The following is a 22,733-nucleotide window of genomic DNA, read 5'->3' on the forward strand; positions in this document are numbered from 1 at the left end:
GGACTCGGTATTGAATGTTTCAGAGCCGAGCGTCCCGGTGGCGCTGCGCTGACCGGGCTACGGGTTCACCGCCGTCTGCGGACGGGTAGCCCGGACAGGCGCGTCAAGCGCCGCCTCCGGGAGCGGTATATCTCCCTCCGTTTAATCCTTTTGCCACACTTCATTCATCGTTTTGTCATAAAGCCCCGGTAGCGTGAACGTCAATCTGGTATAGACCATAAAGATCACCATCCGAAGAGGCTGATACGATGAAACTCTCCCGACTTGCTCTGTTAACCGTTACCGTACTCGCCAGCGCCCCGGTGTGGTCCGCTGACGTTGTCACCGTTTATTCCGCCGACGGCCTGCACGACGGCGACAACAGCTGGTATCAGAACCAGTTTGCCGCTTTTACGAAGGCAACGGGCATCAAAGTGCAGTACGTTGAAGGCGGCTCCGGAGCGATTGTCGAACGGCTGGCAAAAGAGCGCACCAATCCGCAGGCGGACGTGCTGGTGACGGTGCCGCCGTTTATCCAGCGCGCCGCCAAAGAACAATTACTGGCCGAATTTAAGCCGCAGGGCAGCGACCAGATCCCCGGCGTCCACGACCGCTACTCGCCGCTGGTGAACAACTATCTGACCTTTATCTATAACAGCAGGCTGCTGAAAACCGCGCCGGCCAGCTGGCAGGATTTGCTCGATAGCCGCTTCAGGAACAAACTGCAGTACTCGACGCCGGGGCAGGCGGGTGACGGTACGGCGGTCATGCTACAGGCGTTTCACAGCATGGGGAGCAAAGAGGCGGGGTTCGATTATCTCGGTAAGCTCCAGGCCAATAACGTTGGTCCGTCTGCTTCCACCGGTAAGTTGACCGCGCTGGTCAATAAAGGCGAGCTGTACATCGCTAACGGCGATCTGCAAATGAACCTGTCGCAGATGGCGCGTAATCCGCATGTGCAAATCTTCTGGCCAGCGGACGCGCAGGGCGAACGCAGCGCGCTGGCGCTGCCCTATACCATCGGCCTGGTGCAGAACGGTCCGAACGGCGAAAACGGTAAAAAGCTGATTAACTTCCTGCTAGATAAGCCCGCTCAGTCCAGCGTCAGCGCGCTCTCCTGGGGGCTGCCGGCGCGCAGCGACGTGACGCCGGAAGACGCTAACTTTAAAGCGGCGAAAGCGGCGCTTAACGGCGTGAAAAGCTGGGAACCCAACTGGGACGAGGTTGCGGATTCACTATCGGCGGATATTGCCCGCTGGCATCAAGTCACCGACAGCGAGTAAGCGTGATGTTAATGAAAACGACCGCTGCCCCCACCCCGTCGCTGGCGGGGACGTCCGGAATTACTCTCGACGCGCTGCGCGTTTCTTATCACGGCAACGTGGTGCTGAAGCCGCTGACATTAACCATTGAACCCGGTGAGGTGCTGGCGCTGATCGGCCCTTCGGGCTCCGGGAAAACCACGGTGCTGCGGGCGATAGCCGGTTTTGTGCAGCCTGCCGGTGGTCGAATTTTGCTTGGCGACACGGATATTACCCACCTGCCGCCGTATCAACGCGGCCTTGGCATGGTGGTGCAAAACTACGCCCTGTTTCCGCATATGAAGGTAGAAGATAACGTCGCCTTCGGCCTGCGGGCGCAGAAGCAGCCGAAAACGGAGATAGCTGCACGCGTCAAAGACGCCCTGAAAATCGTCGGCATGGCGGATTACGCCAGCCGCTATCCGCACCAGCTATCCGGCGGCCAGCAGCAGCGCGTCGCGATTGCCCGCGCCATCGCCGTACGTCCGCGGGTCTTGCTGCTTGATGAGCCGCTCTCGGCGCTGGATGCGCAAATCCGTCACAACATGGTGGAGGAAATTGCCCGCCTGCATCGCGAACTGCCGGAACTCACAATTCTCTACGTTACCCACGATCAGACCGAAGCCCTGACCCTGGCGGACAAGATTGGCATCATGAAAGACGGCTCGCTCATTGCCCATGGCGAAACCCATCAGCTTTACCACTATCCGCCTAATCGTTTCACCGCCGAGTTTCTCGGACGCGCCAATATCCTGCAGGCGACGGCGCTGAAAGATACCGCAGGGCCTGGCCTGGTCAGCGTCAGCTGCGGCGGTGGATTGATTACCGCTTTCAGCCGCGGCGGTCAGCACGGCAATAATAAGCTGCTGTGTATTCGTCCGCAGCATATGAGCCTCGCGCCGCGAACGGCCACCAGCAACCGGCTTAACGCTACCCTGCAGTCGGTGCACTGGCAGGGCGATTTGACCCACCTGCTATGCGACGTGGCCGGGGAGGCGGTGCGCATTGTTATGACCCACGTGGATCCGCTGCCGCGGGCCGGCGACAGGCTGGCGCTCTATTTTGAACCCAACGATGCGGTCATGATTGAGGTGTCATAATGTCGCAGATCCTAACGCTCCCGCGTCGCTCTGTTCAGCTGCGGCCCTTACTGTGGCTTCTGCCGCCGCTGCTGGTGCTGGCGACCCTGTTTTTCTACCCGCTGCTGCTGATCGGCGAACAGGCGCTACGTGATGCCAGCGGTCACCTGAGCCTTGAAACCTTCTGGCAGGTCGTGGGATCCCGGCGCTTTATCAACGCGTTGCTCAATACGATGCAAATCGCGGTCTTCGCCACCCTGGGCTGCCTGCTGCTCGGCAGCGTCCTGGCGCTGATTCTGGTGTTTATTCCCTTTCCCGGCAGCCAGTTGATCAGCCGGGTGATTGATACCTTTATTGCCCTGCCGACCTTTCTCATTACCCTGGCGTTTACTTTTATCTACGGCTCTGCGGGTTTGCTGAACGGCGCGCTAATGTCGCTATTGTCTTTCGAACTGCCGCCGATCGATTTTCTTTATTCCATTCAGGGCGTGATTCTGGCGGAAATCACCGTTTTCACGCCTCTGGTGATGCGTCCGCTGATGGCCGGGTTGCGGCAGATTGATAAAAGCCAGCTAGAGGCGGCGAGTATTCTCGGCGCGCATCCGCTGCGGGTTATCGGCCAGGTGATTTTCCCGGCGGCGCTGCCGGCGCTGATGGCGGGCGGTAGCCTGTGCCTGCTGCTGACGACTAACGAGTTCGGCATCGTACTGTTTATCGGCGCCAAAGGCGTGAATACGCTGCCGATGATGGTGTACAGCAAGGCTATTCTCGAATCGGATTACAGCCAGGCCTGCATGATTGCCCTGATAAATATTCTGCTGTCGCTGGGACTGTTTATAATCTATCGCCTGGCCGCCGCGCGTACCGGCGTGAGGAGCTAACGATGTTGATTTGGTCGCGTAAAGGCCGCGCGGCGGCGGGCGCGCTGGCGGCAACGCTGTTTGCCGGATTCTTCTTCCTGCCGCTGGCGGTGATTTTGATGTCCAGCCTGAGCCAGCAGTGGAACGGCCTGCTGCCGTCCGGTTTTACCCTTGGGCACTTTGTGAACGCCCTTCGCGGGGCTGCGTGGGATGCGCTCTTTTCCAGCCTGATGGTTGGATTTTGCGCCAGCCTGTTCGCTCTGCTGTGCGGCACGTGGGCTGCGCTGGCTCTGCGCCAGCACGGCGCGAAGCTGCAAAAATATCTTGGGCTGGCGTTCTATTTACCGAGCGCCATTCCTTCGGTATCGGTGGGTTTAGGCATTCTGGTGGCTTTCAGCCAGGGGCCGCTACAAATGAACGGTACTTTCTGGATCGTGCTGGCGGCGCACTTCGTGCTGATTTCTGCGTTTACCTTCAGCAACGTCTCCACCGGTCTGACGCGGATTTCCGCCGATATTGAAAGCGTCGCCTCCAGCCTCGGGGCATCGCCGTGGTATTGCTTGCGCCTTGTCACGCTGCCGCTCATGGCTCCGTGGATGATCTCCGCGCTGGCGCTGAGCCTGTCGCTGTCGATGGGAGAGCTGGGCGCGACGGTGATGATCTATCCGCCGGGCTGGACGACGCTGCCGGTGACGATTTTCAGCCTCACCGATCGCGGCAATATTGCCGATGGTTCGGCGCTGACCATCGTGCTGGTGGGCATCACGCTGCTGCTGATGATTAAGCTTGAGCGCATTGCCCGCCGGATGAGCCAGAGGTAATCATCACATCGGGCGACGGATTCACCGTTGCTCGGTAGGGAAGCCCGGGTAAGGCGTTACGCCGCCACCCGGGGAATACGCCGGGATAAATATATCGATACGGCTTCTTCCCGGCTCGCGCTGCGCTTAGCCGGGCTACAGGTTCACCGTTGTCTGCGGTTCGGTAGCCCGGATAAGGCGACAGCCGCCATCCGGGACGGCTTCACAAGCTTAGAACCACGCTTCAAACATGCCGCCAACGTTCAGCGAATCCAGCTGTTCGTCTTTGGTGCCGTTGACCTTTGCGGTGCGCTTGTTATCTACCTGACCGCCGGTCACGTAGAAGCGCAGCATCGGGCGGAACTCCGGCCCCATACCGATGGCGATATTCTGCGACAGCGTCAGCTTCCAGCCGTGGTTATCGCCGCCCTGGTCGTAATCGACGCGCTGATAGCCCGCTTCCAGCCAGGTGGAGTGGACATCGTTCCAGAAGTACATTGGACGGACAATGGCACCGTAGTTTTTACGATTGTCGGTATTGTCTTTACCGTTGTCATAGTCGTGGAAGGCCAGCAGATATTCGATCTGCGCCTGCTGGGTGAATTTATGCAGCCCTTCAAAGCTGGCATAGATAGCGGTGAGATCGTCGGTCTTGTTATAGACGCTGTTATCTGAGTTGTCGGAGTAGCGCAGAATCACTTTATTGACGCCGCTGTCGTTGGTGTGGCTCAGCACCAGCCCGCCCTGCCAGGCTTCGAGACGCTCGTCGTTGTCTACCGCTTTCGAATCGAAACCGTAGTTGGCGTAAACCTCAACGTCGATCGGCCCGGCTTTAAGATTATGGGTTTTAGTGGTCAGCGCATAGTGGCCATCATCGCCGGTTCCGGAGCCGCCGGTACAGGTGATGCGCGACGGGTTCGCTTCGTCGGCCATCACTTCCGGGCTACAGGATTCCACCTGCGACACCGCCGCCACGTCAAACTGTACGCCGCCGATGTCAAAGTTTTTCACCCCGGCGCCCTGGCCGTCGTGGTTCATCCAGAAGTAGTCGTTAATCCCCTGTTGCGGGCGCTGATGGAAGTCGCGGCCGGCCCAGATATAGGCGTTGGGGTTAGACTCCAGCACGTTGGTAACGCCGACGTAGGCTTTTTTCAGGTTAACTTCGTCGCTCCAGTGGTCAAACATGACGTTGATATCCCAGATCGCGCCTTTACTGCTCTTAAAGGCTTTGGTTATCTGAAATTCGCCGCCGTTGCCTTCGTTGCCTAAACGACCGATCGCGGAGGCGCCGTTATAGGAACCATCCACGCCGACAAACTTCTGATCGCCGGTCTGGAACTGCGCGCCGTAGCGGGCGTAGCCGCTGAACTTCAGGCCGAAGGGGATCGCCATATCCGGCGTGGCTGCGGTGGTCTGCGGGTTGGTAATGACATCCACTTTTTTATCGGCGGCGGCATCGATTTTCGCCTGGCGTTCGGCCAGGGCTTTATCGACGGCTTTGGCGACAATGGCGTCGATCTGTTCCTGAGTAAACTCTTGTGCAAATACGGAAACTGGGCACAGCGCGGCGACGACCGCCATGGTTAATGGCAGTATTTTTACAGTTTTCATCATTATCTCGCTTTTAGTAATTTATATATTTAGATAATAGCTATCCCGCCAGGATAAGCTGGTTTATTTATTCCGGGTACAGTTGCTAAATATTGATATAAATTAACGCTGGTATAAATGAATAAGCTCTTCTGAAAATTCACGCGCGAGCAGGGAATTCATCAGATGGTCCTGAGCATGCACCATAATGAGGGTCATCGGCTGGCGCGCTTGGCCCGCATCCTGCTCGATAAGCTGGGTTTGCATCTGGTGCGCCCGACGGGCGTAGCCATCGGCTTCATTCAGCAGCAAGCGCGCTTCATCTATATTACCGCTACGGGCACAAAGCAGCGCTTCAAAACATAATGAGCGTGACTGTCCCGCATTAACGATAATTTCCATTACCGCATCTTCTAGTTCAATCATAATAGTTCCTGAGGTCATTAACCTTATTATTTAAATAATGCAGTGAAAGTCCCTTTTCCGCATTATTTATGCCGTCATGATAAATATGCTATTAAATATATGAGTTAATTATTGGCTGACCGTTTCGGCAACCGGCACCGCAGCTTTGGCTTTTTCGACATCAGTTTTCATTAATGAGCGTTCATAGGCGCGGAGGAATGGCAGATAAATTACCGCTGACATCACCATGCAAATTAAACACATCACCACCGGGCTTAGCGTCCAGTTTGCAGCCCAGGATGCACCGATAGGGGCCGGGGTCGTCCACGGCGTCAGCGAAACGACCTGGCTGAGCCAGCCGAGGCGCGTCGCACCGTAAGCCAGAACGGCGTTAATCATCGGGACAAAGACGAACGGGATAAACATCATCGGGTTCATGATAATCGGCGCGCCGAACAGAATCGGTTCATTGATATTAAAGAAGCTCGGAACGATACCCATTTTGCCAATGGTGCGCAGGTGAGCTACGCGGCTACGCAGCAGCAGGAAGGCCAGCGGAAGCGTGGAACCGACGCCGCCAATCAGCAGATAGTGGTCCCAGAAACCCTGCAGATAGACATGGGGCAGAGCCGCGCCGGCCGCCAGCGCAGCCTGATTTGCCGACAGGTTGGCCATCCAGAAGGGGTTCATAATGCCGGTCACGATCAGCGAGCCGTGGATCCCGGCGAACCAGAAAATCTGACACATCAGCACCGACAGCAGTATCGCCGGCAGAGAGTCAGAGGCGGAAACCAGCGGCTCCAGCAGGTGCATAATCGCCTGCGGCAGAATCATACCGGTCTGCGCTTCGATAAACAGATTCAGCGGATGCAGTGTCGCGATCACCACCAGCACCGGGATAAGGATTTCGAACGAGCGCGCGACGCCGGTCGGCACCTCTTTCGGCAGACGAATCGTAATGTTGTTCTGCTTCAGCCAGGCGTAAACGCGGGTAGAGTAGATAGCGGTGATCAAAGCGGTGAAAATACCCTGACCAGAGAGATACTGGGTGGAGATTTTGCCGTCGGCATACGGCGCGGCAACCAGTAAGAAAGCCATAAACGCCAGCAGACCGGACATCACCGGATCGAGCTGGAACTGGCGTCCCAGGCTGGCGCCGATTCCCACCGAAATAAAGAACGTCATCACGCCCATGCTGAGGTTAAACGGCAGCATCAGCTGTTCGCGATACTGCTGGGAGAAGTCCAGCCAGCCGCGGGCGAAACCGTTAGTGGTATCCGGCGAAAAAGGCGGAAAGATAAATACCAGCATGAATGAGCCGATGATCATAAACGGCAATGCGGCAGTGAAACCATCGCGAATCGCGATAACGTATTTCTGCTGCCCAAGGCGTCCTGCCAGCGGGGTAATTGATTGCTCGATCACGGCAATCATGGACTGATACAGAGAACTCATTTGTACACCTCTTAATGCGCTTCGATCAGCGACAGGGCATAATCCAGAACGTTGTCTCCCCGCTGCATCCCGTAATCCATGGTGTTAATTGGCTGGACCGGAATATTCAGGGGCGCGGCTTTCTCAGATAAGGTTTTCAGCATGTACTTCACCTGGGGCCCAAGAAGCACCACCTGGTACTGCGGAAACTGCATATCAAATTCGGAAACTCCATAGGCATCAATCTGCACCGGCAGGGCGCGTTCCTTCGCGGCATCGACCATCTTTCTGACCAACAGACTGGTGGACATCCCGGCAGAGCAGCACAGCATAATCTTGTACATCGACGATCATCCTCAAAATGTAAAAAGTTATTGCGTGGATGATTTGATATCAGACGGAAACCGGTTTCCATTTATAAAAAACAGAACTGTGATAACCGTCAAGATCCATCAGTCAAAGGGTGTGTTAATTAGATTTGGCTCACAGATTTTCGTGATTTTTGCTACGTTTTTCCGCGAAACGGAAAATCGGTTTCCAAATAAAAAAGGAAACGGATATACTGCCGCTGGTTATTATTGAAGCGATTCAGGTTTATGGATTTACAGGGATCGGATTAGCCCTGTCAGGGGAAAATAATGTCTACTATCAACGATGTATCACGATTAGCTGGGGTATCTAAAGCCACAGTCTCTCGGGTGTTGAGCGGTTCGCGCGGCGTAAAGGAAGCCAGCCGGCAGGCGGTATTACAGGCGGCGGAAGAACTCAACTACCGGCCGAACATGATAGCGCAATCTTTGCTGAGTCAGACCACCGGCTGCATCGGCGTGATCTGCGCCCAGGACAACATCAATCAAACCACCAGCTATCTCTATGCGCTGGAAAAGCAGCTCAGCCAGCACCAGAAGCATCTGCTGCTGCGTTTTGCCAACAGCCGCGGTAGGGTGCTGCACTCTCTGGAAGAGTTAACCTGCGGTTTATGCGACAACGTGCTGATTATCGGCGCCCGGTTTCCGCTCAATATCGACCGTCCTGACGTGGTGCTGATCGACTGTCTGGAAAGCGAAGGGGCGAACAGTATTCATTTTGACCACGCATTCGCGGCGGAAACGGCCTGTAACTATCTGATAAGCCAGGGGCGCAGGCAGATTGCGCTTATCCACCCGCAGGGCAGCGGCTTTGCAGACCAGGTCCTGCTGGGCTATAAGCACGCGCTGGAAAAGAATTTTCTGCCGTTTAATCGCAACCTGGTTTTTCTCGACAGTCCTTCGCCATCCGTAGCGGTGCAGGAGCTGGTGAATAACGCAACAACCTTGAACTTCAATGCGTTATTGGTTGCCAACGAGCAGCAGGCGCAGCTGGTGGTGCCGCAGCTCCAGGCATTTAACCGCGCGGTGCCGGAAAAAGTCATGGTATTCAGCCTGGCGGGCTCGTTACAACTGCCCGGTATTCCGACCATCCCGGCGATTGAATATTCCATGGACGCGATGGCCAGCCGGATAGTCAACTGGCTGACCGAGAAGACGCAAATGCTCGGCAGTAGCCCGCTGCGCGGGGATTTGATCATCCCGAACCGCTGATGGCGTCCAACCCGCCGCCGGAATCAGGGCGTTGGGCACTGAATGCCGCTAATGGCCTTCTGATAAGCGGCGCTGTTGTTTTTATCCAGCGCCCGCGTCGCGCTTTGTATGGCGGTCTTATTTTCCGCTGATTCCAGCACGCGGTTAGCAAACTGCGTATCATCCAGCGCGCTGCTGGCAGGGCAGTTTTTCCTCACATCCTTCACGATCTGCTGCTTCTGCTGTTCAAACTTCAGGCCGGAGAGCGGCGCGGCTGCGGCCAGATGGGGTAGCATCAGGCTGGCTGCCAGCGAAAGCGCAATACTCATTCTCTTCATCATGGATATCCTTATTTTTATTAAAGGGTTTTTCTAACTATAGACACATTCCCGAAATAACCATTTTGCGTGCCGGTTTCCGCAAAAATGCATCCGTTTCAGCCGCTGAAATTTATCTTCCGTACCGGCAAGCAAAGCCGTTGATGCGCAGATGCCCCCCTTTCTTTTGATGGATATATTTCTGCCATTGCGTTTCAGGGATGGCGGAGCATGATGAAAAAAGGAACCTCCTCGACGCCGCACGACGCGGTTTTTAAGCAGTTTTTATCGCATCCCGAGTGCGCCAGGGATTTTATCGACATTCATCTTCCCGCGTCGCTGCGCCAGCTATGCGATCTGCAAACGCTCAGGCTGGAGTCAGGCAGCTTTATTGAAGCGAATTTACGCGCCAGCTACTCCGACGTGCTGTGGTCGCTAAAAACCAGCGACGGTGATGGCTATATCTACGTGGTGATTGAACACCAGAGCACGCCGGATGCGCATATGGCATTCAGGCTGATGCGCTACGCGCTGGCGGCGATGCAGCGTCATCTGGATGCCGGGCATAAAACGCTGCCGCTGGTGGTGCCGATGCTGTTTTATCACGGCGCTAAAAGCCCTTATCCCTTCACGCTTTGCTGGCTGGATGAGTTTACCGATACGCAGACAGCACGACGACTTTATGCCGCCGCTTTCCCACTGGTGGATATTACGGTGGTGCCGGATGAGGACATTATGCAGCACCGGCGTGTGGCGCTGCTGGAGCTGATTCAAAAGCATATTCGCCAGCGCGATTTACTTGGCCTGGTGGAGCGATTAGCAGAGCTGTTGGTTAAAGGTTGCGCTAATGACAGCCAGTTGAAAGCGCTGTTTAATTACATGCTGCAGTGTGGTGATGCGCCTCATTTTGGTGAATTTCTTCACGAGGTCGAGCGGCGCGTTCCTCAACATAAGGAGGTACTCATGACGATTGCGGAAAGGCTACGGCAGGAAGGGAGACAAGAAGGCAAGTTGGAGGGCAAGTTAGAGGGCAAGTTAGAAGGTAAACAAGAGGGTAGACAAGAAGAAGCGTTGCGTATTGCTCGTTCATGTCTGGAACAGGGGTTTGAGCGCGAGCTGGTGCAGGTGGTTTGTGAGCTGTCGGATGACGATCTGAAGATGCTGCAAACTCAGGTTGCAGCATCTCCGGCCAGATAATTGTCAGCCTGTTTTCACCCGCCGCCGCGAATCCATGGCGATCAGCACCACCGACGAGAGAATCAGCAGCGTGCCCAGCCAGTCCGGCAGGCTAAAGGTAATGCCGAGCAGCAGCAGCGAGAGCAGGGCGCTACTCAGCGGCTCCGCGCAGCTGAGGATCCCCGCCTTCGCGCCGCCAATCTTCTGCGCGCCGTTCAGATAGAGGCTGAATGTCAGCGAGGTGCCGATAACCACCAGGTAGAAAAAGGCCAGCAGCAGGCCGCCGGTCACCACAAAATGGTTGCCCTGTCCGGCGTAGAATGGCAGCAGCATGGCGCCGCCGAGCAGCATGCTCCAGCCGACAATCGGCAGGGTGCCGTAGCGGGCAATCAGCGTCGATGGATATGTCGTGTAGAACGCGGCGGCAAATGCCGAAGCAATCCCCCAGAACAGCGCTGCGGGAGAAATCGACAGCGTTGTCGGATTGCCGTGGGTCACCAGCAGAAATGTGCCCGCCAGCGAGGTACCGATGGCCGCCAGCACCAGCGGACTGGGGCGCGTTTTGCGGGCGATGGCAAACCACGCAACGATAATCGTCGGTGACAGGAACTGCAGCACCGTCGCGGTGGCGGCGTTTGATTTCTCGATGGTCATCAGAAAGGTGTACTGCACGGTGAGCGCCCCGAACAGCGAAAAAATCAGCAAACTGATAGCGTCCTGGCGATTTTGCAGGACGCGGAAAATTTTATCGCCGTGAACGAACGAGAGCATCAGAAGAATCAGACCGGCGAACAGCAGGCGCGTCATGGTCAGAAACGGCGATGACATCTGACTTTGCTGCATAATATATTGCGCGCAGACGCCGGAACTGCCCCACAGCACGGCGGCGATCAGTACGTTCAGCATCCCTTTTTTGCTGGAGCCCATCTTTCCCTCAGGTGAAAATAGTGCGAAAGCAGTATCATAGCATGAGCACGCGCGGGAAGCGGGGCAGGAAATGGTAGCCGGATCCTTTATCAGATGGCCAGCAAAGCGTACCCCGGCCGACGTCGCCCGGCGGCTGGCGCCTGACCGGGCCGACAGAAACGCGACGCCACGTGCAAAAAATATTCAACATGGGGCGTCAGTGCCTCCCGCCACGCGGCGGATAAACTCACGTTCACCGCCGTGCGCCAGACGCGCCTCTTAGCTTAAATCAACGTTTTTACTGCCGAATAGCCAGGTGAGGGCAAATCCGCAGAGATAAGAGACCGCCAGCCCGGCGGCATACACCGCCATTCCGGCGTAGATCCCGCTGCCGGAGGTCATCAGCGGCAGCGCCACCAACCCCGACGGGCCAAACACCGTATTCAGGCCAACCGGCAGCCCCATCCAGGCGATGAGACCGAGAAAGAAACCGCCGCAAGCGCCGCCGAGACAGGCGGTGATAAACGGCTTCATACGCGGCAGCGTGACGCCGTAAATCAGCGGTTCACCGATGCCCAGGAAGCCGGGGATAATTGCCCCTTTAATCTGCGTGCGCAGCAGAGAACCGTGCTTCGCCCGCCAGAAAAGCGCCAGCGCCGCGCCAACCTGTCCGGCCCCGGCCATGGCCAGTATCGGAAACAGCGAGTTAAACCGCTGCGCATCCACCAGCGCGAAATAGACCGGCACGAAGCCCTGATGGACGCCGAACATCACCGCCAGCAGGAACAGGCCGGCCAACACCGCAGATCCGAACGGGTTACCGTTAAGGTGCAAAAACAGCCATGACATCCCGGTAAACAGCCAGCCGCCGATCGGCATAATAACGGTAAACGTTATCGCGCCCATGATCAGCAGCGTCACCGCCGAGGTGAGGATCATATCGAGGTTGGCAGGCATGATGCGTCGCACCTGCTTCTCCACCCACGCGCCGATAATCGAGGCGATCAGTACGCCGATAATATTGCCGCGCGGGTCAATACCGTGGCCGAAGAAGGTCGAAATTCCGGAATAGAAGCCGCTGGTGGCTTCCGGGTTATAGCCGAGGACAAACAGCGCAGCGATGATCGCTCCGTTGACTCCGGAGCCGCCGAAAGCTTTCTGGGCGTTATAGCCGATCAGGATGCTCAGGAAGGTAAACATTCCCTTGCTGAACACCTTCATGTAGCCGATCAGCGCCAGCAGCGTCGCATTCGGATGCGCGTTTTCAAGGACGAATATCTGCTCCGCCAAAGTGGCGAACCCCAGCAGCAGGCCGACGGCGATAAAACCGGGAATGAGTGGGGTGAAAATAGTAGCGAATTTCGCGAGGAATTTTTGAATGCCGCTGGTTTGCTTGCTCTTCAGCGCCTGTTTCTTTTCGGCGGCGACGTCGGCCAGCGATGGCGCCTCCGCCGGCGCGTCTTCCAGTAACGCGTTCATCATTTCCGCCGCGCTTTGCGCCTTGCCGGGCCCAAGGACGACCTGGAACTGTTCATCGCTAACGATCACTCCCATCACGCCGTCAATCTGACGGATGGCGGCGCTGTCGGCCCGTGATTCATCGCGTAGGGTCAGGCGCAGCCGGGTCATACAGTTGCCCGCCTGCGCGACGTTCCCGGCTCCGCCCACGTGCTGCAGGATCCGCGCTATCATCTCTTTATTTATTTTCGCCATTGCAGATTCCCCGTGAGTCAGCGGTCAGGAGTGGCTCAGCGCCTTGCGGATATAGCCGTTATTTTTTGCCAGCAGCGCCTGAGCCTCCGCGGCGCTTAAATCAGCCAGCACCATCACAATCGCCGTTTTGCAGTGGCGATCGCAGGCTTCCAGCGCGCTCTGGGCGGTTGCGCGATCGCATTCGGTCGCTTCCATGACGATGGACACCTGGCGCTCGATAAGCTTGGCGTTGGTCGCTTCAACGTCCACCATCAGATTGCTGTAAACCTTGCCGATGCGAATCATCGCCCCGGTTGAAATCATATTCAGCACCAGCTTCTGCGCGGTACCCGCCTTCAGGCGCGTTGAGCCGGTCACCACTTCCGGACCCACGACCGGCGTAATGGCGACGTCCGCCAGCCGGGCCATTTCGCCGTGCGGGTTACAGCTGACGATGGCGACAAAAGCGCTCTGGCTATGGGCATACTCCATCGCGCCGATGACGTACGGCGTGCGTCCGCTGGCGGCCAGGCCGACCAGTACATCGCGGCTGCTAAAGTTCAGATTCTGCAAATCCATCGCCCCTTGGGCTTTGTTGTCTTCGACGTTTTCCACGGCGCTCAGGATCGCTTTATGACCCCCCGCGATAATGCCCACCACCTGCTCCGGGCGGGTACCGAAGGTCGGCGGGCACTCGCTGGCATCAAGGATCCCCAGGCGACCGGAAGTACCCGCGCCAATGTAAATCAGGCGCCCTCCCGCCTGCAGCGCCGCCGCGACGTTATCCACGACCTGGGCAATTTGCGGCAGATAGGGGGTAATGGCGTGGGCCACCTTCCGATCTTCCTGGTTAATCACCGTCAGCATCTCTTCGGTGGAAAGGGTATCAATGTTGACGCTATTGGCGTTGCGGCGCTCGGTCAGCAGTTTGCTCAGGTCGATACTCATAGGAACCTCTTTATTCACAGTGGCGGGCAGTATAAGGAATTAATTATTCCTTTCCTGTGAAGGTTATCACGATTGGTGTTGAAGGAATAATAGGTGATTTCAGCACTGGCGGGAAAGATGGCGGTAATAAAACTGGAATTTTTTATTACCGCCGGAGAAAATTATACCGTGGGCCGCGGCTTTTTCAGGCCAATCAGCAGCGCGGCCAGATAGCAAAGGCTCATCGCGAAACTCATTTTGAGCATCGTTTCGCCGCCGAGCCCGGCCAGCGGCGCGGCAATACCGCCGAACACAAACATCAGCGTGCCCATCAGGGCTGACGCGGTGCCGGATTGACGGGCATTAATGGCATTCATCGCTTCCGCACCGGCGACGGTGCTGATACCGCTCATCATAGAAACGGTAAAAAACAGGCCGACCAGCGCCAGCGTCGGCAGCGGTAGCCAGGCGAAGAGCAGGGTGATGGCGGCAAACGTCACTGCCAGCAGCTGGCCGCCGCGCAGCAGGGCTTCGGCGCTGAAGCGGCGTGCCAGGCGGGAAAAGATCAGCGCCGCGATAATCAGCCCGATGCCGTTTAGGCCGAACAGCAGGCTGAACTGCATCGCGCTCATGGCATATTCGCTCTGGATAACGAACGAAGATGAGCCGATATACGAAAATAGCCCGGCCATCATAAAGGCCTGAATCAGGCAGTAGCGCATAAAGCGGCGGTTTTTCAGTACCGGCGCCTCATCCTGCTGCTGCGTAACCGAGGCGGCGCTTTTAACCGGCAGCGTTTCGTGCAGCACCGTCAGGCTGAGCAGCAGCAAAATAATGCCGATCGCCGCCATCGCCCAGAACAGAATACGCCAGTCGAAGGCGGTGATGATCCAGCCGCCGAGTACCGGTGAAAGCACCGGCGCAATGCCGTTAACGGTCATCAGCAGGGCGAAAAACTGGGTCAGCAGAGTGCCCTGATACTTGTCGCGTGCGATGGAGCGCGACAACACCGAGCCGCCCGCGCCGGCGAAGCCCTGCAGAAAGCGCCAGGCGATCAGCATATGGATATCGTAGGTTATCGCGCACATCGCCGAGGAGAAGATAAACAGCAGCAGGGAGAGCGCCAGCGGCTTTTTACGGCCAATGCGATCGCTCAGCGGGCCGAAAAACAGCTGCCCAAGGCCGAGACCAATCAGCGCCGCCGTGAGCGACAGCTGGGTCTGCGTGCCGGTGGCGCTGAGCTGCTGGGTGATTTCCGGCAGCGCGGGCAGATAGAAGTCGGTACACAGCGGCCCAATGGCGCTAAGCAAACCGAGAACCACGACCCAGGAGAGAGAAATTCGGGACATATCAACGGGCTCCTTGTCATCAAACCGGGCGTTGCCGCCCGGCAAAAGTGTTAGCTGGCGCCGCCTCCCAGCGACTGCCAGAGGGTAATGCGGTTTTCCAGATCGGTCTGCTGGAGGGAGATCAGCGTGGCCTGCGCCGACCACAGCGTTCGCTGGGCGGTCAGCACCGACAGATAATCTCCGACCCCGGCCTGATAGCTCTTCATCGCAATATTCAGCGATTTCTGCTCCGCCGCGACGTATTTATTCTGCGCGTCCAGCTGTTCGCTGAGCGTTTCCCGGCGCGCCAGCGCGTCGGCGACATCCTTAAAGGCGCTCTGAATGGTCTTCTCATAGGTGGCGATCAGACCCTTTTTCTCCGCTTCAGCGTAGCGCAGCTGCGCCAGGTTGCTGCCGCCGGTAAACAGCGGCAAGCTGATGGACGGCGCGAATGACCACACCTGCATGCCGTGGCTGAACAGCGACGAGAGCGAGTCGCTGCCGACCCCGGCGCTGGCGGTCAACGAGATGGACGGGAAGAAGTTGGCCCGCGCCGCGCCGATATCGGCGTTAGCGCTTTTCAGATTATGCTCCGCTTCCTGGATATCCGGGCGGCGCAGCAGTACCGATGAAGAGACGCCCGCCGGCACCAGGGTGATACTACGATCGCCAAGGCTTTCAAGGGTGCCGGGCAGCAGGCTATCCGGCACGGTTTCTCCGGCCAGCAGGTTGAGCGCGTTTTTATCCTGCGCCACCAGCGTGCGGTAGCTGGCGACGCTGGCGCGCGCCTGCTGATAAACGCTTTCCGCATCGCTCAGGTCGCCAGCTGAGGCGGTGCCGACTTCCATCTGGCGGGTGACGATGTTGCGCGAGTTCTCCGCGCTGGCCATGGTTTCCTGCGCCAGCGCCAGATTGCTGTTGTCCGCGGCGAGGGTTATCCACGCGGTGGTCAGATCGGCAATCATCGTCAGACGCGTATTCTGAGCGGTGAATTCGCTGGCAAGCCAGGTTTCCCGCGCCGCGCGCGTCAGGCTTTGGTTCTTACCAAACAGATCCAGCTCGAAGCTGGAAACCGCGCCGTCGGCTTCCGCTGACGAGGTGAGACCGCTGGCCACCGTTTTACTGCGGGTATGGCTCAGCTCGGCGTCGAGGGTTGGAAACAGCGAGGCGCGGGTTTCGCCAAACTGGGCGCGCGCGGCTTCGATATCGGCCAGCGCTTTCTGCACGTCGCGGTTGCTGGTCAAGGCGATATTCACCACTTTTTTGAGGCGGGCGTCATTCACTACCTGCTGCCAGTCGCTGACCACCGCGGTTGCCTCGCCGTGGCTGCCCGGCAGGGTCGCTGGCACAGGCGCGGCCGGGCGCTCATAGTTCGGATCGAGAGAGACGCAGCCCGCCGTCAGGAGCGCAACAAAGACTAAGGTAAAACGAAACATAACTTACTCCTGAGAAGAACGATGGCGGGTGAAGAAGCGTTTCACCAGCACAAAGAATAGCGGCACGAAGAACACCGCCAGCAGCGTCGCGGTCAGGGTTCCGCCGATAATCCCGGTACCGATCGCCACGCGGCTGTTGGCCCCGGCTCCGGTGGCGATCGCCAGCGGCAGCACCCCGGCAATAAACGCCAGCGAGGTCATCACAATAGGTCGTAGGCGGGTCTGCGCGGCGCGCATGGCGGCACGCGACAGGGAATAGCCCTCTTCCACCGCCGATTCGGCGAATTCGACGATCAGGATGGCGTTCTTCGACGACAGGCCGATAGTGGTTAACAGCGCCACCTGGAAGTAAACGTCATTGTTCAGACCGCGCATCCATGCCGCCAGCGCCGCGCCGAGCAGCCCAAGCGGGATCACCATGATCACCGAGAACGGTACCGACCAGCTCTCATACAGCGCCGCGAGGCACAGGAAGACCACCAGAATCGAGATGGCGTAGAGGCTCATCGCCTGGCCGCTGGCGAGTTTTTCCTGCAGCGACATGCCGCTCCATGCCCAGGTGGTACCGGCCGGCAGGTCATTGGCCAGGGCTTCCATCTTGTCCATTGCCGCGCCGGAGCTGAAGCCGCTGGCGTTTTCGCCCTGGATTTCAAAGGCGGCGGAGCCGTTGTAGCGCACCAGGCTCTCCGGGCCGTATTGCCAGCGGGTGGTGGCGAAGGCGGAGAACGGCGTCATGCTGTCATCGCTGCCGCGTACGAACCATTTACCGAGGTCGGACGGCACGGCGCGGGCGTCGCTTTCGCCCTGGATATAGACCTTCTTCACGCGACCGCGATCGATAAAGTCGTTAACGTAGGTTCCCCCCCAGGCGCTGGAGAGGGTATCGGTAACATCGCTTAATGACAGCCCGAGCGAGACGGCTTTATTGTTATCGATATCGACCTGCAGCTGCGGCATTTGCGGCAAATCGTTGGCGCGTACCGACTGCAGCTCGGAACTTTGATTCGCCGCGGCCAGCAGCTGGCTGCGCATTTTCATCAGACTGTCGCGATCGGTGCCGCCGCTGGCCATCAGTTCGAAGGTGAAACCGTTACTCTGCCCCAGGCCATCTACCGACGGCGGGGTCATGGCGAACAGGGTGGCGTCGCGAATGCTGCCGAGCTCTTTGGTGGCGCGCAGGGCGATGGCCTGAGCGGTATTTTCTTCGCCTTTACGTTCGGACCAGTTTTTCAGCGACACGAAGGCCATCCCGGCGTTTTGTCCGCTGCCGCTAAAGCTAAAACCGTCAACGGTAAAGATCACGTCGGTATTGGCTTTCTCTTTCGTCAGGAACCAGTCGGTGACCTGGCGGCGAACCTCGGCGGTGCGTACCGCCGTTGCTCCGGCAGGCAGCGTGTATTGGACCATGATTTCGCCCTGATCCTCCGTCGGCAGGAAGCTGCCCGGCAATTTCCACATCGCCAGCGCCATGCCGCCGCAAATCAGGACAAAAGCGCCCATCATCATCGCCGAGCGACGCAGGCCGCCGACAACACGATGCTGATAGCCCTGCTCGGTGCGTCCCCACAGGCGGTTAAAGGCGCCGAAGAAGCCTTTGGTATGCGGTTTCGAATGGCTCAGCAGCGCGCCGCACAGCGCCGGGGTTAAGGTTAAGGCGACCACTACCGAGAGCATCATCGCCGAGATAATGGTCACTGAAAACTGGCGATAAATCACCCCGGTTGAGCCGCCGAAGAAGGCCATCGGCAGAAATACCGCCGAGAGCACCAGGGCAATGGCGATCAGCGCGCCGGAGATTTCACCCATCGATTTTTCGGTGGCTTCGCGGGCGGGCAGCCCCTCGTCGCGCATGATACGCTCGACGTTTTCCACCACCACGATGGCGTCATCCACCAGCAAGCCTATCGCCAGCACCATCGCAAATAGCGTCAGGGTGTTGATCGAGTAGCCGAACAGCGCCAGCACGCCGAAGGTGCCCAGCAGTACGACCGGGACCGCCACCGCCGGGATCAGCGTGGCGCGGAAGTTTTGCAGGAACAGATACATCACGCAGACCACGAGGATTATCGCCTCGAATAGCGTCTGAATCACATCCTCCACCGAGATTTTGATGAACTCGGTGCTGTCTTTCGGGTAAGCGATATCGTAGCCCTGCGGCATCTGGCGCTGGAACTCGGCAATCTTGTTTTTTACCAGCGTCGCGGTATTCAGGGCGTTAGCGCCCGGCGCCATCATTACCGCGATCCCCGCAGCCGGATGGCCGTTAAGATTGGCGGAAGCGGTGTAATCTTCGCTGCCCATTTCAACGCGGGCGACGTCGCTCAGGCGCACCACCGAACCGTCGCTCTTGCTCTTGACGATAATCTCTTTGAACTGGGCGACGGTTTGCAGCCGCGACTGAGCGCGTACCGTGGCGGTCAGCTGCTGCGCGTTGGAGGCGGGTAGCGCGCCGATTTTACCGGCGGACACCTGTACGTTCTGCGCCTCTATAGCCGATTGCACATCGGATGGCATGAGCGAATAGGAGGCCAGTTTGGTTGGGTCCATCCAGATGCGCATGGCGTATTCGGCGCCGAACACCTGCAGACTGCCGACGCCTTCTATACGCGCCATCGGATCCTGCATGTTGCTGACCAGCCAGTCGGAGATATCGGAGCTGGTGGCTTTATTGTTTTTGTCATACACCGCGAGGATCAGCAGGAAGCTGCTCTGCGATTTCTCCACCGTTACGCCAGACTGCTGAACTTCGCTCGGCAGACGGGATTCCGCCTGCTGCACTTTGTTCTGCACCTGAACCTGGGCGGTATCCGGATCGGTACCCTGCTCGAACGTGACGGTAATGCTGACCGAGCCGTCGGAGCTGCTGGTGGATGTAAAGTAGAGCAGGTTATCCAGTCCGGTGAGCTGCTGCTCAATCACCTGGGTGACGCTGTTTTCCAGGGTTTCCGCAGAGGCCCCGGTGTAGGTGGCGGAGATTTTTATCGCCGGCGGCGCGACGTCAGGATACTGGGCGACAGGCAAGGTGCGGATAGCCAGAATCCCGGCGAGCATAATCAGAATGGCGATAACCCAGGCGAAGACCGGGCGTCGCACAAAGAAGCGGGAAAACATCAGGCGTTGCCTCCGTCATTTTTGACTTCGGCGGCTTTGACCTGCTGGCCCGGCGCCACTTTGCCGGTCCCTTCGACAATCAGCCGGTCGCCGCTCTTCAGACCGTTAACGATCAGCCATTTGTCGCCGTAGGTTTCGCCGGTTTCCACGCTGCGCTGTTCAACCTTGTTATTAGCATCAACCACCAGCGCGGTGGCATCGCCTTTGGCATCGCGGGTAATGCCCTGCTGCGGGGCGAGGATCGCATCGTTCATAATGCCTTCGTCTATGCGGGCGCGAACGAACATACCGGGCAGTAGCACATGCTGCGGATTGGGGAAGACCGCGCGTAGCGTGACCGATCCGGTCGATTCATCTACCGCCACTTCGGTCAGCGTCAGGCGGCCTTTTTCGCTGTAGGTGCTGCCATCTTCAAGGGTCAGGGTCACGTTGAGCGTATCGCTGTTGCTCGCCAGGCTTTGCTTACGCAGGCGCAGCAGATCGACGCTGGATCGGGTGAGATCGACGTACATCGTATCCAGGCCGCGGATCGTCGCCAGCGCGGTGTCCTGATCGGCGGATACCAGCGCCCCCGGCGTGACGGATGAGATCCCGATGCGCCCGGCAATCGGCGCGGTCACGGTGGTCCAGTTCAGGTTGATACGCGCGCTTTCCAGCGCCGCTTTTTTCGACTCCACGCTGGCTTTATCCTGATTACAGGTCGCTATTGCGTCATCGGCGTCCTGACGGGAGACGCCGTTATCTTTGACCAGCACCGCGTAGCGCTGGGCTTTTTGACAGTCGGCGGTCACCAGCGCCTGGGCCTGTTTCAGCGATGCGGCGGCTTCGTTAAACGTTGCTCGATAGCTTGACGGGTCGATTTGGTACAGCGCCTGTCCGGCTTTGACCATATCGCCTTCGGTAAACAGGCGTTTTTGCACGATCCCGCCCACCTGCGGGCGAACTTCAGCGTTAAGCGAGGCGGTGGTGCGTCCGGTCAGGCTGCTTACCACCGGGACAGGTTGCCCCTGCAGAGTGACGACGCCGACTTCCGGCGTCATCTGCTGCGGGGAGGAGGTTTGCGCATTATCGCACCCGCTAAGGAGAAATAATGCTGCTGCGATGGGGGCTATAGTGTATTTCATTATATTTTCTCAGGATGAACGACGTCCGCCCCGCAAATTCACTGGCGGGGTGATGGGCCGGGCGATGATGCATCTCCGGGCAAGCACAAATAACAAAGTGGGAAATAAATATTCCTGTTTGCAGTAAATAACTCGGTGAATACCGCTATTGATTGCGCGGTTTTTCCGAGATTTTCCTGTGCGGCGAATACGGCATCAGACGGCGGTTACAGGCTCTGAACCGAGTAGTCATGCCTGCTACAGGCTATTTATCACGGGTTTCTCCATGGTTTAAGATGATGAGAATGATCGTTCTCATTTTTTCCATTATACGTCTGAACCGAATGATGGGAAGATTTTTTACACAAAATTTAGTGCAGGGAATTTAGTCAGGAAATAATGGAGAAAAAAAGGATATTTTGTGAAAGTAGGGTGGTGAATGGTCTGTGAAAAATAAAAAATGGAGATAATCAATGACATTAATAATAACAGAGAACATTAATCCTACCGATCAAGAAGAGCTGCTGGCGGGCCTGCGGGAATACAATTTGCGCTTTCTCGACCCGGCTCAGTTCGGCGAGCTGGGCATTTATTCACGCGATGAAGCTGGCGCGATGCGCGGCGGGTTGATTGCCAAACGCAAAGGCAGCTGGCTGTGCATTGAGTATTTGTGGGTCAGCGAAGCTTCGCGCGGCAGCGGCCTGGGCAGCGAGCTGATGTATGAAGCGGAATCCCAGGCGCGGGCGCGCGGCTGCAGCCATATGCTGGTGGATACGTTCAGCTTTCAGGCGCTGCCGTTTTATCAGAAGCTGGGCTATCAGCTGCAGATGTCGCTGCCGGATTTTCCGCACGCGGGTATGCAGCGCCATTATTTATCGAAAGTCTTGTAAATCTGGCTTCAGGAGACCATCCCGGAGGCGGCGCTGTGCGCCTGTCCGGGCTACCCAATTGCAGGCGGCTGTGAATCGGGTTAAATCCCCCGGATGGCGGCTGCGCCTTATCCGCGCTACTCAACCGCAGACGGTTATAAACCTGTAGCCCGGCTAAGCGCAGCGCGAGCCGGGGGGAATTAGCCGCCGATGCCATTGCCTGTTAACGCCAGGGCATGGCTGACAATCATCTCCCGGTCTACCGATTTTAACCGCGGATCGGTGTGGGTGCGGGAGAACGGCACCAGCACCAGGCTTATCAGGGTGGTAAACAGCAGCTCCGGGGAGAGCGCCGGATTAAGCTTGCCCTCCCGCTGCCAGCGGCGCACCGTCTCCAGCATCTTATGATACTTCTCATCGCCAAAACGCGCGTGCATATGCTGGCGCAGCACCGGCATCTCGCCGATGATCTCTTGCATCCACAGCGGCGCGAACCACGCGTTTTTCTCCGCCATGGTCGCCAGGGTTTTAATGAGCAACGTAAAGGCGGTGACCGGATCGTCGCCGTGCGCGACAAAAATCTGTCCGATCTCGCTGCGTAGCGGCATAAAGCGCTCCTCAACCAGCTTTTCCACCAGCGCTTCGCGCGAGCTGAAGTAGTAGTGCAGCATCGCGGGCGTCACCCCCGCCTCTTTAGCAATGGCGTTCAGCGAAATTCGGGCGATCCCGTGGCGTGCAAACAGCGCCAGGGCAATATCCATCAGCTGTTCGCGGTTGGCGGAGCCGGATTTTTGCCCGCGCGGACGACCGGGACGACGCGGCGCTTCGTTGTCTTTTTGTGCTGACATCTTGTGGCGATCC

Annotated in this window: 20 protein-coding genes; 7 read left to right on the forward strand and 13 right to left on the reverse strand. The window is 57.8% G+C overall.

Annotation, left to right across the window (positions count from 1 at the left end; translation table 11 throughout):
• Window positions 1–248 precede the first annotated feature (248 nt).
• The 4 genes from K2184_RS04200 to phnV are packed head-to-tail and all read left to right on the forward strand — an operon-like array spanning window position 249 to window position 4,040.
• On the forward strand, window positions 249–1,262 hold the full coding sequence (locus K2184_RS04200) for a 2-aminoethylphosphonate ABC transporter substrate-binding protein (RefSeq protein WP_163524729.1): 1,014 nt from the start codon (window positions 249–251) through the stop codon (window positions 1,260–1,262).
• A 5-nt stretch (window positions 1,263–1,267) separates the two neighbouring features.
• Window positions 1,268–2,380, forward strand: a complete 1,113-nt coding sequence (phnT, locus tag K2184_RS04205; RefSeq protein ID WP_163524768.1) for a 2-aminoethylphosphonate ABC transport system ATP-binding subunit PhnT — start codon at window positions 1,268–1,270, stop codon at window positions 2,378–2,380.
• Complete coding sequence (gene phnU, locus K2184_RS04210; protein ID WP_160887218.1) at window positions 2,380–3,240, forward strand: 2-aminoethylphosphonate ABC transporter permease subunit; 861 nt, start codon at window positions 2,380–2,382, stop codon at window positions 3,238–3,240. The genes phnT and phnU overlap by 1 nt, the downstream gene beginning before the upstream one ends.
• A gap of 2 nt (window positions 3,241–3,242) precedes the next feature.
• On the forward strand, window positions 3,243–4,040 hold the full coding sequence (phnV, locus tag K2184_RS04215; RefSeq protein ID WP_004116579.1) for a 2-aminoethylphosphonate ABC transport system, membrane component PhnV: 798 nt from the start codon (window positions 3,243–3,245) through the stop codon (window positions 4,038–4,040).
• Window positions 4,041–4,250: 210 nt separating this feature from the next.
• Here the strand turns inward: phnV and K2184_RS04220 are convergent, their stop codons facing one another.
• From K2184_RS04220 to K2184_RS04235, 4 genes are all read right to left on the reverse strand, one after another.
• Complete coding sequence (locus K2184_RS04220) at window positions 4,251–5,630, reverse strand: carbohydrate porin (RefSeq protein ID WP_004116576.1); 1,380 nt, start codon at window positions 5,628–5,630, stop codon at window positions 4,251–4,253.
• Window positions 5,631–5,732: 102 nt separating this feature from the next.
• The gene (locus tag K2184_RS04225; RefSeq protein ID WP_163524731.1) at window positions 5,733–6,035 is read right to left on the reverse strand and encodes a PTS lactose/cellobiose transporter subunit IIA; all 303 of its coding nucleotides are present in this window, start codon (window positions 6,033–6,035) and stop codon (window positions 5,733–5,735) included.
• Window positions 6,036–6,143: 108 nt separating this feature from the next.
• Window positions 6,144–7,469: a PTS sugar transporter subunit IIC gene (locus tag K2184_RS04230; RefSeq protein WP_064370663.1), complete on the reverse strand. Its 1,326-nt coding sequence runs from the start codon at window positions 7,467–7,469 to the stop codon at window positions 6,144–6,146.
• Between the two features lie 11 nt (window positions 7,470–7,480).
• Complete coding sequence (locus tag K2184_RS04235; protein WP_004107048.1) at window positions 7,481–7,792, reverse strand: PTS sugar transporter subunit IIB; 312 nt, start codon at window positions 7,790–7,792, stop codon at window positions 7,481–7,483.
• A gap of 294 nt (window positions 7,793–8,086) precedes the next feature.
• Here K2184_RS04235 and K2184_RS04240 point away from each other — a divergent pair, with 294 nt between their 5' ends.
• The gene (locus K2184_RS04240) at window positions 8,087–9,028 is read left to right on the forward strand and encodes a LacI family DNA-binding transcriptional regulator (RefSeq protein ID WP_004107045.1); all 942 of its coding nucleotides are present in this window, start codon (window positions 8,087–8,089) and stop codon (window positions 9,026–9,028) included.
• Between the two features lie 23 nt (window positions 9,029–9,051).
• On the opposite strand, the gene K2184_RS04245 is transcribed toward K2184_RS04240, so the two are convergent.
• Window positions 9,052–9,348: a YicS family protein gene (locus K2184_RS04245; protein WP_224227088.1), complete on the reverse strand. Its 297-nt coding sequence runs from the start codon at window positions 9,346–9,348 to the stop codon at window positions 9,052–9,054.
• Between the two features lie 210 nt (window positions 9,349–9,558).
• Here K2184_RS04245 and K2184_RS04250 point away from each other — a divergent pair, with 210 nt between their 5' ends.
• Entirely contained in the window at window positions 9,559–10,521 is a 963-nt protein-coding gene (locus K2184_RS04250; protein WP_163524770.1) for an Rpn family recombination-promoting nuclease/putative transposase, read from the forward strand.
• A 3-nt stretch (window positions 10,522–10,524) separates the two neighbouring features.
• Here the strand turns inward: K2184_RS04250 and K2184_RS04255 are convergent, their stop codons facing one another.
• The 7 genes from K2184_RS04255 to K2184_RS04285 form a co-directional block, all read right to left on the reverse strand.
• Window positions 10,525–11,427, reverse strand: a complete 903-nt coding sequence (locus K2184_RS04255; RefSeq protein WP_004107039.1) for a DMT family transporter — start codon at window positions 11,425–11,427, stop codon at window positions 10,525–10,527.
• A 258-nt stretch (window positions 11,428–11,685) separates the two neighbouring features.
• On the reverse strand, window positions 11,686–13,119 hold the full coding sequence (murP, locus tag K2184_RS04260; RefSeq protein WP_163524733.1) for a PTS N-acetylmuramic acid transporter subunit IIBC: 1,434 nt from the start codon (window positions 13,117–13,119) through the stop codon (window positions 11,686–11,688).
• A 24-nt stretch (window positions 13,120–13,143) separates the two neighbouring features.
• The gene (gene murQ / locus K2184_RS04265) at window positions 13,144–14,046 is read right to left on the reverse strand and encodes an N-acetylmuramic acid 6-phosphate etherase (RefSeq protein WP_004107035.1); all 903 of its coding nucleotides are present in this window, start codon (window positions 14,044–14,046) and stop codon (window positions 13,144–13,146) included.
• A 161-nt stretch (window positions 14,047–14,207) separates the two neighbouring features.
• Entirely contained in the window at window positions 14,208–15,374 is a 1,167-nt protein-coding gene (locus tag K2184_RS04270) for a multidrug effflux MFS transporter (protein WP_004107034.1), read from the reverse strand.
• Between the two features lie 50 nt (window positions 15,375–15,424).
• Entirely contained in the window at window positions 15,425–16,789 is a 1,365-nt protein-coding gene (locus K2184_RS04275) for an efflux transporter outer membrane subunit (protein WP_004107033.1), read from the reverse strand.
• A gap of 3 nt (window positions 16,790–16,792) precedes the next feature.
• Window positions 16,793–19,900 carry a multidrug efflux RND transporter permease subunit EefB gene (gene eefB / locus K2184_RS04280; RefSeq protein ID WP_004107030.1) on the reverse strand — a complete coding sequence of 1,036 codons (3,108 nt, stop codon included), beginning with the start codon at window positions 19,898–19,900 and terminating at the stop codon, window positions 16,793–16,795.
• Window positions 19,900–21,024, reverse strand: a complete 1,125-nt coding sequence (locus K2184_RS04285) for an efflux RND transporter periplasmic adaptor subunit (RefSeq protein ID WP_163524735.1) — start codon at window positions 21,022–21,024, stop codon at window positions 19,900–19,902. The genes eefB and K2184_RS04285 overlap by 1 nt, the downstream gene beginning before the upstream one ends.
• A 452-nt stretch (window positions 21,025–21,476) precedes the next feature.
• On the opposite strand from K2184_RS04285, the gene K2184_RS04290 reads away from it, so the two are divergent.
• The gene (locus tag K2184_RS04290; RefSeq protein ID WP_163524737.1) at window positions 21,477–21,893 is read left to right on the forward strand and encodes a GNAT family N-acetyltransferase; all 417 of its coding nucleotides are present in this window, start codon (window positions 21,477–21,479) and stop codon (window positions 21,891–21,893) included.
• Between the two features lie 179 nt (window positions 21,894–22,072).
• On the opposite strand, the gene K2184_RS04295 is transcribed toward K2184_RS04290, so the two are convergent.
• Complete coding sequence (locus K2184_RS04295) at window positions 22,073–22,720, reverse strand: TetR/AcrR family transcriptional regulator (protein ID WP_004116543.1); 648 nt, start codon at window positions 22,718–22,720, stop codon at window positions 22,073–22,075.
• Window positions 22,721–22,733: the final 13 nt, after the last annotated feature.

Origin of the sequence: Klebsiella sp. K5-306 (genome assembly GCF_051835185.1) — a bacterium.
GTDB lineage: Bacteria > Pseudomonadota > Gammaproteobacteria > Enterobacterales > Enterobacteriaceae > Klebsiella > Klebsiella oxytoca.